Origin of the sequence: Chitinophaga sp. Ak27, from assembly GCF_012726295.1 — a bacterium.
Lineage (GTDB): Bacteria > Bacteroidota > Bacteroidia > Chitinophagales > Chitinophagaceae > Chitinophaga.
In genome coordinates this window covers 198,130-210,328 of sequence record NZ_JABAOB010000005.1, presented here as the reverse complement: position 1 = coordinate 210,328, position 12,199 = coordinate 198,130, and the positions used below count along the sequence as shown (strand labels likewise).

Annotated in this window: 14 protein-coding genes; 6 read left to right on the top strand and 8 right to left on the bottom strand. The window is 45.0% G+C overall.

Annotated elements, in window-relative coordinates:
- Positions 1 to 18: 18 nt before the first annotated feature.
- From gcvH to HGH90_RS18225, 3 genes are all read right to left on the bottom strand, one after another.
- Positions 19 to 399, bottom strand: a complete 381-nt coding sequence (gcvH, locus tag HGH90_RS18235; RefSeq protein WP_168766591.1) for a glycine cleavage system protein GcvH — start codon at positions 397 to 399, stop codon at positions 19 to 21.
- A 155-nt stretch (positions 400 to 554) separates the two neighbouring features.
- On the bottom strand, positions 555 to 1,217 hold the full coding sequence (locus HGH90_RS18230) for a peptidylprolyl isomerase (RefSeq protein WP_169191678.1): 663 nt from the start codon (positions 1,215 to 1,217) through the stop codon (positions 555 to 557).
- A gap of 9 nt (positions 1,218 to 1,226) precedes the next feature.
- Positions 1,227 to 1,565, bottom strand: coding sequence for a hypothetical protein (locus HGH90_RS18225; protein WP_169191677.1), 339 nt, complete (start codon positions 1,563 to 1,565; stop codon positions 1,227 to 1,229).
- Between the two features lie 370 nt (positions 1,566 to 1,935).
- Between HGH90_RS18225 and HGH90_RS18220 the strand changes: the two genes are divergently transcribed.
- The 5 genes from HGH90_RS18220 to rsgA all read left to right on the top strand — a co-directional run bounded on the left by HGH90_RS18220 (position 1,936) and on the right by rsgA (position 6,934).
- Positions 1,936 to 2,895, top strand: coding sequence for an AAA family ATPase (locus HGH90_RS18220; RefSeq protein WP_410493696.1), 960 nt, complete (start codon positions 1,936 to 1,938; stop codon positions 2,893 to 2,895).
- Positions 2,896 to 2,946: 51 nt separating this feature from the next.
- Positions 2,947 to 3,816, top strand: coding sequence for a DUF58 domain-containing protein (locus HGH90_RS18215; protein ID WP_168738590.1), 870 nt, complete (start codon positions 2,947 to 2,949; stop codon positions 3,814 to 3,816).
- A 24-nt stretch (positions 3,817 to 3,840) separates the two neighbouring features.
- Positions 3,841 to 4,836, top strand: a complete 996-nt coding sequence (locus HGH90_RS18210; protein WP_168766595.1) for a BatD family protein — start codon at positions 3,841 to 3,843, stop codon at positions 4,834 to 4,836.
- 29 nt (positions 4,837 to 4,865) lie between these two features.
- A complete protein-coding gene (locus HGH90_RS18205; protein WP_211093096.1) occupies positions 4,866 to 5,876 on the top strand; it encodes a vWA domain-containing protein in 1,011 nt (336 codons plus the stop codon).
- A 122-nt stretch (positions 5,877 to 5,998) separates the two neighbouring features.
- Positions 5,999 to 6,934, top strand: a complete 936-nt coding sequence (gene rsgA / locus HGH90_RS18200) for a ribosome small subunit-dependent GTPase A (protein WP_169191676.1) — start codon at positions 5,999 to 6,001, stop codon at positions 6,932 to 6,934.
- A 10-nt stretch (positions 6,935 to 6,944) separates the two neighbouring features.
- Here rsgA and HGH90_RS18195 read toward each other — a convergent pair whose 3' ends face one another.
- From HGH90_RS18195 to HGH90_RS18185, 3 genes are read right to left on the bottom strand one after another with little or no spacing between them, the layout of a single operon-like run.
- Positions 6,945 to 7,091, bottom strand: coding sequence for a hypothetical protein (locus tag HGH90_RS18195; protein WP_169191675.1), 147 nt, complete (start codon positions 7,089 to 7,091; stop codon positions 6,945 to 6,947).
- A 10-nt stretch (positions 7,092 to 7,101) separates the two neighbouring features.
- Positions 7,102 to 7,254, bottom strand: a complete 153-nt coding sequence (locus HGH90_RS18190; protein WP_168738594.1) for a hypothetical protein — start codon at positions 7,252 to 7,254, stop codon at positions 7,102 to 7,104.
- 51 nt (positions 7,255 to 7,305) lie between these two features.
- Positions 7,306 to 7,839: a gamma carbonic anhydrase family protein gene (locus tag HGH90_RS18185; RefSeq protein WP_168766598.1), complete on the bottom strand. Its 534-nt coding sequence runs from the start codon at positions 7,837 to 7,839 to the stop codon at positions 7,306 to 7,308.
- A 91-nt stretch (positions 7,840 to 7,930) separates the two neighbouring features.
- On the opposite strand from HGH90_RS18185, the gene HGH90_RS18180 reads away from it, so the two are divergent.
- Complete coding sequence (locus HGH90_RS18180) at positions 7,931 to 9,112, top strand: aspartate aminotransferase family protein (protein WP_168766599.1); 1,182 nt, start codon at positions 7,931 to 7,933, stop codon at positions 9,110 to 9,112.
- Positions 9,113 to 9,186: 74 nt separating this feature from the next.
- Here HGH90_RS18180 and HGH90_RS18175 read toward each other — a convergent pair whose 3' ends face one another.
- Both HGH90_RS18175 and HGH90_RS18170 read right to left on the bottom strand, forming a co-directional pair.
- Positions 9,187 to 9,579, bottom strand: a complete 393-nt coding sequence (locus tag HGH90_RS18175; RefSeq protein ID WP_168766600.1) for a hypothetical protein — start codon at positions 9,577 to 9,579, stop codon at positions 9,187 to 9,189.
- Between the two features lie 10 nt (positions 9,580 to 9,589).
- Complete coding sequence (locus tag HGH90_RS18170; RefSeq protein WP_168766601.1) at positions 9,590 to 12,097, bottom strand: DUF5686 family protein; 2,508 nt, start codon at positions 12,095 to 12,097, stop codon at positions 9,590 to 9,592.
- Between the last annotated feature and the right edge of the window lie 102 nt (positions 12,098 to 12,199).

Below are 12,199 nucleotides of genomic sequence, written 5' to 3'. Positions count from 1 at the left end.
AAGAGATGATAATGTTAATTATTCACCTATCAGCGCCTGGTATGCAGCTGCATCCAACAGGGCATCTACATCAGCGGGGTTAGTAACGGTTACCTTTACCATCCAGCCATCACCATATGGATCCTCGTTGACCAGCTCTGGTGAACTATCCAGCTCAGGGTTGATTTCACTTACAGTGCCAGCAACGGGCATGAACAGGTCAGATACGGTTTTCACTGCTTCTACGGTACCAAACACTTCTTCAGCGTTAATCAGTTTGTTCAGTGAGTTAATATCCACGAAAACGATATCTCCTAATTCACGTTGAGCAAATTCGGTAATACCGATGGTAGCCACATTACCTTCTAATAAAATCCATTCGTGATCTTTTGTGTAACGCAGATTTGACGGAAAATTCATATCAAGTTTGATTTTGAGCCGTAAAAATACGTAAAAAAGCATAAAGCATAAAGCCGAAAACAAAAAGCTATTGAAGCGGAGATTTGTGCAAATAATTAATATACACTGGTCATTCGCTTCAATAGCTTTTTGTTTTCGGCTTTATGCTTTCCGCTTTAAAAAAGCAGCCATTTCTTCACTACCCGTATCCGCATAGGCACGTCTGTGACGGGTCTGTTGTTGCCATCGGTTTTAATGGCCGCAATTTTATCAATAACCTCCATCCCTTTTATTACCTGGCCAAATACGGTATAGCTTTGATCCAGGTGTGGCGTGCCTCCCTCAGTTTTATATATCTGCCGCTGGTCTACGGGTATTTTGCGGCCACCCAGCCTGGTTTTTTCCAGTTTATCAAGTTGCTCATCGGTAAATACTTTGCCTTGTACAATATAGAACTGGCAACCGGAAGATGCTTTATCCGGGCGGTCTTCCCGGGCTGCTGCCAGCGCTCCTTTACGGTGAAACAAGTCGAGCTGAAACTCGGGCGGAATGGTATAACCCACGTCGCCATTGCCCAGCATATCGCCCGCAGGTGCATGTTTTGAGTCAGGATCTCCCCCCTGGATCATAAATTGATTAATGACCCGGTGAAACAGGGTGCTGTCGTAAAAGTGGCTCCTGGCCAGTTTAAGAAAGTTATCGCGGTGTTTTGGCGTTTGATCGTACAATCGGATGACCATGGTACCATAGGGAGTATAGACTTTTACCTTTCTATGCCGGCCTTCGGCAAACAATACGGTCAACAATAAAAGGGTGTGGAGTAGTAGCAGTTTTCTCATACAAGGGTGTTATGCTTCTTCATGATCAGCAAAGTAAGCAATAATATGCTCTTTGAGGAAGTGTTCCTGTTCTTCCAGTTCCATTTTCGGGACCGGCTGCAATTCTTTGAAATGAGGCCAGCCGTCTTTGTCATAGCCATCCATTTCAAAATAGCCACTCTGGCTCAGCAGCGTACATACCGCTACGTGCATCAGGTCCTGTTTTTGCTCTTTGGTATATTTCTTCTTCAGGTTATTTAGTTCGTTTACGCCGATCAGGAAAAGGATGGCTTCCATATTGGGAGTTTTACCAAACCTTGCGGTAAGCATGTCCTCTACCGGTTTCCAGCGCTGCTCAAAATCTTCCATGTTCTTTTAATTTTAGATGAAATGAAAGCTTAAAGCCGAAAGCAAAAAGCTATTTTAGCGGATATAATATTGTATCCGCCTTTATTGTCCGCTAAAATAGCTTTTTGCTTTCGGCTTTAAGCTTTCTGCCTTGTAAAGGTACGGTATACGGAAAAATATTATATAATTATGGCTGGCTTTATTAATTTAGGCATCGCCGCTAAACGATTATGTGGGCTAAAATAGCCACAGTAGCAAGTTTAACAGCATTTTAACGGCCTCTTCACATAGTGATAAGTTTTATTTGACCAGAGAATGTTTATTTTAGCACACCTGAAAAATTATTAGCATGGAAAATACATCGTCCGATATCCGGCAACTGAATGAGAAGATCCACCAGGCCAGTGCCTTTGTGGACCTGCTCACTATGGAGTTAGGTAAAGTTATTGTTGGCCAGCGTTACATGGTGGAAAGATTGCTGATCGGTTTACTGGCCCAGGGCCACGTATTGCTGGAAGGCGTGCCCGGTTTGGCTAAAACGCTGTCTATTAAATCACTGTCATCCGCTATCAACGCTAAATTCAGTCGTATACAGTTTACGCCCGATCTCCTGCCTGCGGACGTGGTAGGTACCATGATCTACAACCAGCAGAAGAATGAATTTGTAGTACGCAGAGGTCCCATCTTCGCCAATTTTATCCTGGCAGATGAAATCAACCGCGCCCCGGCCAAAGTGCAAAGCGCCCTGCTGGAAGCCATGCAGGAAAGGCAAATCACCATCGGCGACAATACTTTTAAGCTGGATGAACCCTTCCTGGTACTGGCTACCCAGAACCCGATAGAACAGGAAGGTACCTACACCTTGCCGGAAGCGCAGGTTGACCGTTTCATGCTGAAAGTGGTGATCGGTTACCCGACCAAAGAAGAAGAAAAACTGATCATCCGTCAGAACCTGAACCCGGAAGCATCTTCCCCTATCCGCGCTATCATACAACCTTCAGATATCATTGAAGCCCGTAAGCTGGTAAGAGAGGTATATATGGATGAGAAGATTGAAAAATATATTCTTGATATCGTTTTTGCTACCCGTAATCCGGAAGACTATAAGCTGAATAAGCTGAAGCCACTCATTGCTTATGGCGGGTCGCCGAGAGCCAGTATTAACCTGGCCTGGGCAGCGAAAGCCTATGCTTTCATGAAACGCCGCGGCTACGTTATCCCGGAAGATGTACGTAACATCTGCTTCGATGTAATGCGTCACCGTGTAGGCCTAACCTACGAAGCGGAAGCAGAAAACGTTACCAGCGAAAATATATTGAGCGAAATCCTTAACGCTGTAGAGGTTCCATGATAACAGCGTTTCCCGCTGATTATATTCATCACACCTAACTCAAGATTTTTCATGTTGGATACGGCTGAAATATTAAAAAAGGTAAGGCAATTAGAGATCAAGACGAAAGGGCTTACCAACCACATCTTTGCAGGTGAATACCATAGCGCCTTCAAAGGTCGCGGTATGTCGTTCAGCGAGGTAAGGGATTACCATTTTGGAGATGATGTAAGGTCTATCGACTGGAATGTAACAGCACGGTTCAACCATCCTTTTGTAAAAGTTTTTGAAGAAGAAAGAGAGCTGACCGTTATGCTGCTGGTAGATATGAGTGAAAGCTCAGCTTTTGGTACCAAAAAGCAGGACAAGCGCGACCTGATTACAGAACTCTGTGCTGTACTGGCGTTTTCGGCGATCAAGAATAATGATAAAGTTGGCGTGATCTTTTTCAGCGATGGGATGGAAAAATATATTCCTCCTAAAAAAGGTAAATCGCATATCCTGTTCATTATCCGGGAGCTACTATCGTTTACGCCTAAACGAAAAGGGACTAATATCAATGAAACCCTGCGTTTCTTTAACAATGCCAATAAAAAACGCAGCATCGTTTTTGTGCTGAGCGACTTTCTCTCAGGAAATTACCAGGATGCACTCAACATTGCGGCCAAGCGCCACGATGTAGTGGGCGTACAGGTATACGATCAACGGGATAAAGATCTCCCGCCGGTAGGACTCATACAGGTGGCGGATGCTGAAACCGGCGCTACTCAATGGATAGATACCACCGATCGCCGTGTGCGTCAATATTATGAACAACAGTTTCTGCAGCATTCACAATATTGCAAAAATGCATTTATGAAAAGTGGCGCAGAACTGGTAAGCATACGGACCGATGAGGACTATGTAAAGGCGTTACAAACATTTTTCCTGAAGAGGGCGTAAGTTATAAAGGAGAGCAAATTAAACATGCATAAACAACAAGTTATCAGGCGTATATTTTTATCTTGCTTACTGGGGTTGTTATATCCTTTCAGTCTGCTGGCCCAGCAGGCGGTTGATGTAACTGCCAAAGCGGACACGAATAGTATCAGGATAGGTGAACAGATCAAACTACAACTGACCGCCACCCTGACACCTGCACAGTTTAAGGATCCCAACTTTAGAATAATATTCCCGGTATTACCTGACTCACTCGATCATTTTGAAGTAGTAACACGTACTTCCCTGGATACGGTGAGCAATCAGGATGTACATACCCTTCACCAGACTTTTACTCTTACCAGCTTTGATTCGGGCCATTGGCAGATTCCTCCTATGAGGTTTGAGGTGATTACCGGTGCCAATGCAACGGCAGATTCTGCGGTGACCCTTCCCATCGGCATCGATGTAAATACAGTAGCTGTAGATACCACCAAAGCATTTAAACCGATTAAAACTGTACAAGCCGTGCCCTGGAGCATCTGGGATTATTGGTTGTACATCGCTATTGGTGCGGGTATTGTGTTGATCATAGGTGGCCTGATATGGTATTTCCGTTCCAGACCAGAGAAAGCGCCTGTAGTAAATACACCTACCATATCGCCGTATGAACTGGCTACACAGCAGCTGAAAACGCTGAAAGAGGAAAAGCTATGGCAACAGGGAGATGTAAAACAATACTATACCCGGTTAACAGATATATTACGTACTTACTTTGAGCACCAGTTTAATATCGCCGCGCTGGAACAAACCAGTGAGGAGTTGTTACAGAATATTAAACCGGTTACCAAGCTGAATCAGCAAAGGGATAAGCTGCGTAGTTTGCTGGCTATTGCCGACCTGGCGAAGTTTGCCAAACTGCAGCCAACGGCAGATGAACACGAAGATTGTATGGTGAAGGCAGAAGAAATCCTTGAATGGACCAGGCCTAAATCGGGTGCTGCTGAGGAAGACGGTACTGCTGCCGAAAAACAACAAGCATAAAGCCAGAATGGATTTTAATTAGAAAATTGATGGATTTTTCAACGTGGAAAAATATTGAATTTGCCTATCCGGCTTATCTGTGGCTGCTGCTGCTGGTACCGGTGCTGATATACTGGTATTTTGCCAGGCGCAAAGGCCGGCAGAGCGTTATGATGGTATCTTCCATCGAAGGATTGAAAGGCTTGCCGGTATCCTGGAAGGTACGTTTCAGACCCTTACTGCTGGTACTGCGGTTGCTGGCCGTAATTGCCCTGATTGTTGCTCTGGCGCGCCCACAAACTTCCAATACTTCTGAAAGCATCGATAGTGAAGGAATTGACATCGTGATGGCGATAGATATTTCGGGTAGTATGCTGGCAGAAGACCTGCAGCCTAACCGTATGGAGGCCGCCAAGAAGGTAGCCATGGACTTTGTAGACAAGCGTATCAGCGACCGCATCGGGCTGGTGGTATTTTCCGGTGAAAGCTTTACCCAATGTCCTATCACCACCGATCATGCCGTACTGAAAAACCAGATCATGCAGGTGAAAAGCGGCATGCTGCAGGATGGTACTGCCATTGGTATGGGATTGGCCACTTCGGTAGACCGACTGCGCAACAGTCATGCTAAAAGTAAAGTAATTATCCTGCTCACAGACGGTGTTAACAACACAGGGTTGATAGACCCGTTGACAGCACTGGAAATATCCAAAGCGTTTAAGATAAGGGTGTACACCATTGGAGTAGGAACAATAGGCAAGGCACCGTTTCCTATGCCTATGGCGGATGGTACGGTGCAAATGGTGATGCAGGATGTACAGATCGACGAACCGCTGATGAAAAAAATTTCCAAAGAAACTGGTGGTAAATACTTCCGTGCCACCAACACCACCGATTTGAAGAACATCTATAATGAAATTGACCAGCTGGAAAAGACTAAGGTAGAAATTACTTCTTACAAACGCTTTGCAGAGCATTTCTTCATCCTGGCCATGATTGCACTGGCATGTATACTACTGGAAGTAATACTACGCTATAGCCTGTTTAAAAGCCTGCCCTAGGGGCGGCTCGTATAACAGTTACGATATTTGGGGAGATGGATAACGCCTGGCGTTATCCATCTCCCCAAACTTTTATCCGCGAATACCCTACCTTTGTTACTCCTAATCAATAACAGACAATATTGCAAGCAACAGTATATAAATCAACAGGTAGCTGGTATGTGGTGAAAACCGCCACAGATGAAACATTTCAGGCAAGGATGAGAGGTGTTTTCAAAAAAGATGAAGACATTACCTCCACCAATCCCATTGCTGTAGGCGACATTGTGGAAATAGCCCCGGACGATAGCGATGCCAATGCCAAAAATGCCATCATCACAGGAATTGGCGCCCGTAAGAATTATATTGTACGCAGTTCTCCCCATGGGAAAAACAAAAAGCATATTGTGGCAGCCAATATGGACCAGGCTATGCTGATATGTACAGTGAAAGAGCCGCGTACTTCACAGGGTTTTATTGATCGCTTCCTGGTAACCGCAGCAGCCTATCACATCCCGGTGATACTGGTGTTTAATAAAAAAGATATTTACCGGGAAAAAGAAGCCGATAAGTTTGCCGAACTGGCGGCACTTTACAACAGCATTGGCTACCAGATATTGTTAACTTCTGCTGCTAATGATGAAGGTATTGACGAAGTGAGAGCCTTGCTGAAAGATAAAACCACTCTGATGGCCGGCCATTCCGGTGTGGGTAAATCATCACTGATCAATGTACTGATGCCAGGCCTGGACCTCAAAACCAAAGCGGTGAGCGGCTGGAGCGGCAAAGGGTTACATACCACCACGTCTGCAGAAATGTACGACCTGCCTTTTGGCGGCCGTTTGATAGATACCCCAGGCGTCAGGGAATTTGGTATCGTAGATATCCCCAAAGCAGAATTATCGCATTATTTCCTGGAAATGCAGCCTTATATTTCCCATTGCCAGTTCAACAACTGCCTGCATATCAATGAGCCCGGCTGCGCGGTAAAAGCAGCGGTAGAAGAAGGCGACATTGATGCCGACCGGTATGTGAGCTATGCTACTATTCTCGAAACCATTACGGAAGCCCAATACTAGATAACGTTATCTATCGGCGTTTAGGTTTCCCTAATTCATCCAGCACTTTTTCGGCGCCCCAGTTACGGCGGGGTTGCGGACATCCTTTCTTTTGTGTACGGCAGGCCGCCAGTAAAGTGACAGCCAATAACAAGACCAGGCAAACTTTCTTCTGCATGAGTGATTTTTTAGAATAAACGACTCATTTGTTTGCCCGCCTTGCGGTTAGATTGCTTGATATCTTTCGTGTAGTAGTTGGAAGCAGGGCATCCTGTTTTCTCAGACGAACAGCTGGCAAACAGGATGCTGCCCAATAGGAGCAGGCACAGAATTGTTTTCATAGGGGGATCTATTTGCCTGCAATATAATGGTTTTCTATAACATGTGTGGGGTTATGGTTTTACTTCCGTTGCCTCTTCATACCAGGAAGCATACATGTTATAATTTTTAGAAATACGATTAATTTCGCCTTTAATAAGCACCATATCAATATCTTTTACTTTCCTGGCAGGAACGCCCGCGTAGATAGAACCTGGCTCTACGTGGGTACCGGCCAATATTACAGCGCCAGCCGCAATGATGCTGTTACTGCTCACATGGGCATTGTCCATTACGATAGCTCCCATCCCAATCAGTACATCGTCGTCGATCTTACATCCGTGAAGGATGGCATTATGGCCAATAGACACGTTATTACCAACGATCGTTTTTGATTTTTCATAAGTACAGTGAATCACGGCGCCGTCCTGCACATTTACGTTTTCGCCGAGACGTATGCTGTTTACATCGCCGCGAACAACCGCATTGAACCATACTGTACAACCCTTACCCATTACTACATCCCCTACAATAGTAGCATTGGGGGCAATGAAACAATCGTCTGCAATTTGAGGAGTAACGCCTCGTAGTGGTATGATATACGCCATAATGATGTGTTTTAATGCTTATGTTACAAATATAACAATTACTAATTAGCAGTTGTTTTCTAACTTCGCAAAGAACAGCGTAGAATGTGATATGAACAACAGGCAACTTTTTTTGCAGCACGTAGCGCAAACGTCCGATGCTCCACTGGCCCTGGAAATTGTGAAAGCCGAAGGTATGTACATGTGGGATGCAGCCGGTAAGCGTTACCTGGACCTGATAGCCGGTATCAGCGTATGTAATGTAGGACACTGTCATCCGGCTGTAGTAAAGGCTATACAGGAACAAGCGCAACAATATATGCACTTGCTGGTATATGGCGAGTTTGTACAATCGCCACAGGTGGCCTTTGCCGACTTGCTCACCCAGCATTTGCCCGCACAGCTGAATTGTGTATACTTCACCAATTCAGGTGCAGAAGCAGTAGAGGGAGCCATGAAACTGGCCAAACGCTATACCGGCCGAACAGAGATCGCCGCTTTTAACCGCAGCTATCATGGATCTACCCAGGGCGCATTAAGTATCCTCGGCGATGAATACTGGCGCAATGCCTATCGGCCATTATTGCCCGGTATTCAGCACCTCGAATATAATAACTTCGACTCCCTGGCATTGATTACAAAACATACCGCCGCTGTAATCGCTGAATCGGTACAGGCAGAAGGCGGGGTAAATGCACCACAACGGGAATGGTTACACGCACTTCGCGAGCGATGCACTGCTACCGGCGCCCTGCTGATATTGGATGAAATACAATGTGGATTTGGGAGAAATGGAACCCTCTGGGCTTTCGAACAATTCGGTATTGTACCAGATGTATTATTGCTGGGGAAAGCGCTCGGCGGAGGCATGCCGTTAGGCGCCTTTATCAGCTCCCGCGATATCATGTGGACACTCACCAACAATCCCGTACTAGGCCATATCACCACCTTTGGCGGACATCCGGTGAATTGTGCTGCTGGCCGCGCCGGCTTCCAGGCCCTGTTGGACCAGGACCTGGTGAAAGATGTGAAAGCAAAGGAACAGGTGTTTTTGCAACACCTCCGGCATCCGGCCATCAAATCAGTGCGCTCCCTGGGGTTAATGATTGCAGTGGAATTTGAGAGCTTTGCGGTGAATAAAAAAGTGATTGACTACTGTATTGAGAAAGGAGTACTCACCGATTGGTTCCTGTTTGCAGCGGAATGTATGCGCATTGCACCACCGCTGATTATTACAGAAGAAGAAATTAAATGGGCCTGTGTCGTAATTTGCGAAGCTGCGGGCCAGCAATGATATTACGAATGTAGAAAGGAATAGGGCAGGGACATAGTTCCTGCCCTATTCCTTTCTACATATAATCTTATACGTTATGAATTCAATCTACTAATTGCCATAGTAACACGTTTAGCCAGTAATTCTATCGTGTTATTTTCCAGCAATGCCAGGTAGTAATAGTATTTTCCGGAAGAAGATATTTCGTGCAGGTTGTTATTGAATTTAAACCGGCCCCGGTAGAACTGATCGAGAGTACCGGTTTCGCCTGTTTTCTCCGGTGAGATCGCAAAGTTGGTAACGGTTACCTGGTGAAATTCCACGATGATTTTATAGTCGTCGTTAATGAAGCGTAGCTGTAATTTTTTCTCTGCACCATTCAGGTGTATTTTGATACATTGATAGTCGTTGTGCAAATCGTAAGGATACCCATCTATTTCACCGGTCATCATACATTCGAACAGTGGGGTATGCGTTACATCTTTCATGTGCCAGCGATTAAAATTGCAGTTTGAAGCTACCGAATACACCAAAACGTTTGTTGGCGGATTCGCCTGGCTGTACATCCGGTGTTACTCTCCAGATAAAGTCTACCCGTAAAAATTTGAAGATATTTTCTATACCTGTTCCCAGTTCCAGGTAAGGATTTCCCTGCAAAGTTTTAAATGCGAAACCATTGTTGAGGTTTAGTTGTTTATTGGAGTCGGATAAAGAACCGATCACACCTTTGGCAGTCCAGAACTGGCGCCATTTCAGTTTTTTAATTAAAGGAATATAGCCGAAGATACCATTGCCAATCGTGTGTTCTACGTTAAACCCTACGTACTGGTCGCTGATGAACTCGAAGCGGTTCATCATGTTAAACGCGTATTTATTGTAGTAATAGATTTCGTTACCGGGGTGTACTTCCAGGGAAGTGTAGGGTACGGTACCAAAAATTTTACCGGCAAATACGTTGTAGTAAAACGAGCCAAACGGCGGTAGTTTCACGTAGTCGGATACACTGAGCGACAGGCGTTCATATTTTTGCCCGCTATTGGCGATGCCGGGAATGCCAGCCGCAAACTTCATTTCCGCGATAGGGAATTTACTACCCAGGCTAATACGGTAGTAATTTCCTTCCAGGAATTGTTCATGAAAGGCATAGCGGAACTTTACTTCTACTTCCATATTGGTCAGCGGATCGCGGCCATTGGGTTCTTTCGGATAAAAAGCGGTAGTAGGTAATGGATCAAAAGGCCTTACCCGCTTGTGAGATAAGGAGATCTGGTGAGAAAATCCGCTGTAATATTCCTTGAAGAATTCTACCCGCTTTTCATCGACCATTAAAAACTTTTGAGGTACGCCTCCTTTACGGATAGCGAGGGTAAATATGTTGTCGGTGCCTACTTCATCATAATAATGGGTACCATTATCGAGGTCGCGGGTATAGGCAGCATACAGGTAGGTACGTGGATGTCTTTTCAATAGCCAGAGGGCCGACATTTTTCCTTTATACACCTGGTCTTTGAAGCCGTAGGCCAGGTATCCGTAGAGGTACAGGTCTTTATTGAATTTGGGAGTGGTACCGAGGTCGAGCCGCAGGCGGAATCCTTCAAGCCTGTTTTGGGAAAACAGGTAGTAGTAAGGACCCCATTCAATAGGTCCGAGGGGTTTATAGCCGGTAGCAAGGAATCGGATGGTATTGGAATAGGTTCTGAAAAGGGGCATTTTCTGGAGGGTATCTACCATTTTATAAATGCCTTCTTCATTTTTGCTGAGATCTTCCGGCCGGTTGTTGATCCAGAAAGAGTCTTTCCGGTTACGGGCGCTGTCCAGCACTACTACATTTTCAGGATATTTTTTGTTATTGAAGATGTTGGTCGCGGCAGTATCATTCGTAATAACGTTATCGTAGGTCGTTGTTTTGCGGCCTATGAAATCCAGTGTTCTTCCGGGTTTTGGGCTGGGAGCCCAGAAATCAGCTATAAATTTATCTTTATACAGGAACCAGGAGCTGTCGGCCAGCTGGCGAAATTCCTGTACCATGCTTATTTTATGTACGAAGTTGATGTTGGCGTCGCGGGGTACCGACAGCGTTGTTTTCTGTACGGCGTAAGTAGTATCATGTACCCAGAGGTCGCCGATAAAGGTATTTTCTCCTTTTCGTTTAGGGGTAAAGTTTAGTTTAATGAACCGTTGCCCGCTGATGTATTGGGTGTCGGCAATGGAGTAGTCGTAGTAAAAGGCGCCATTGTGGTGAATGGGGCTTACAAATTGTTTATCGAATACCGGAATGAAGTTGTCGTATATATTAACGTTCTGGTACATTCCCCCCAGGAATTTGGTAACGCTTTCGTTGTCGATACCGGAGGTGCGGGCGGCACGGATAATTTCCTTGGTTTTACGGGGGCTTGACTGGAAATAGTAATCAGACAGTGATTCGGTGAGAAAGATGGGCAAAAAGGGTTTATCTTCTGAGGTGCTGTCGATATTATCGAGTATAAAAGCGAATGGTTTGGTGAAGCGGTTTTTTCCCAACTTTTCTTTGTTGAGATTTTTCATGTCCAGCTCCAGTTTATTATACACTTCATAGCGGTAGCTATTGAGGCGGTTATAGTTATTTTCGGGTTTATGTTTAACGATTTGCCGGAGGAGAATGAGGGCAAAATTTACGTTGGCTTTTACTTCATATGTTTTCAGAGAAACATCGGAGCGGGTAACGTCAAAATTGATGGTTTGTTCCTTTAATTCCCGGTTGACCGGCATTTTGAGGATATTGTAGCCCATTACCCTTACCAGTATTGAATCTGATGGGATAACATTCAGTTCGAAAAGGTATTTACCTTCCGCGTTACTAACCATACCCGTTTGGGTACGTACAAATTGCAGCGTTGCGAAGGGAATGATTTCCTGTGAATGCGCGTCTCTTACTACCCCACTCACTTTATACTGTTGCGCCATCAAGCCTGAACTCCAAACGCTTACGCCAATAATTATTGCTAATATTCTTTTCCAGCCAATCATATCTACAACAATATTATACTATTTATCGCGAATCCTGGTAGTTACTATCCTCCAGGTAACGTCGGTATGTAAAAAAAATATATTTTGAGAATAAAGTTTTTC

What these genes read in the sequence shown, in the direction of transcription:
- gcvH (WP_168766591.1), bottom strand. Translation starts at nt 399, where the DNA reads ATGAATTTTCCGTCAAATCTGCGTTACACAAAAGATCACGAATGGATT.
- HGH90_RS18230 (WP_169191678.1), bottom strand. Translation starts at nt 1,217, where the DNA reads ATGAGAAAACTGCTACTACTCCACACCCTTTTATTGTTGACCGTATTG.
- HGH90_RS18225 (WP_169191677.1), bottom strand. Translation starts at nt 1,565, where the DNA reads ATGGAAGATTTTGAGCAGCGCTGGAAACCGGTAGAGGACATGCTTACC.
- HGH90_RS18215 (WP_168738590.1), top strand. Translation starts at nt 2,947, where the DNA reads ATGTTGGATACGGCTGAAATATTAAAAAAGGTAAGGCAATTAGAGATC.
- HGH90_RS18210 (WP_168766595.1), top strand. Translation starts at nt 3,841, where the DNA reads ATGCATAAACAACAAGTTATCAGGCGTATATTTTTATCTTGCTTACTG.
- HGH90_RS18205 (WP_211093096.1), top strand. Translation starts at nt 4,866, where the DNA reads ATGGATTTTTCAACGTGGAAAAATATTGAATTTGCCTATCCGGCTTAT.
- HGH90_RS18195 (WP_169191675.1), bottom strand. Translation starts at nt 7,091, where the DNA reads ATGCAGAAGAAAGTTTGCCTGGTCTTGTTATTGGCTGTCACTTTACTG.
- HGH90_RS18190 (WP_168738594.1), bottom strand. Translation starts at nt 7,254, where the DNA reads ATGAAAACAATTCTGTGCCTGCTCCTATTGGGCAGCATCCTGTTTGCC.
- HGH90_RS18185 (WP_168766598.1), bottom strand. Translation starts at nt 7,839, where the DNA reads ATGGCGTATATCATACCACTACGAGGCGTTACTCCTCAAATTGCAGAC.
- HGH90_RS18180 (WP_168766599.1), top strand. Translation starts at nt 7,931, where the DNA reads ATGAACAACAGGCAACTTTTTTTGCAGCACGTAGCGCAAACGTCCGAT.
- HGH90_RS18175 (WP_168766600.1), bottom strand. Translation starts at nt 9,579, where the DNA reads ATGAAAGATGTAACGCATACCCCACTGTTCGAATGTATGATGACCGGT.
- HGH90_RS18170 (WP_168766601.1), bottom strand. Translation starts at nt 12,097, where the DNA reads ATGATTGGCTGGAAAAGAATATTAGCAATAATTATTGGCGTAAGCGTT.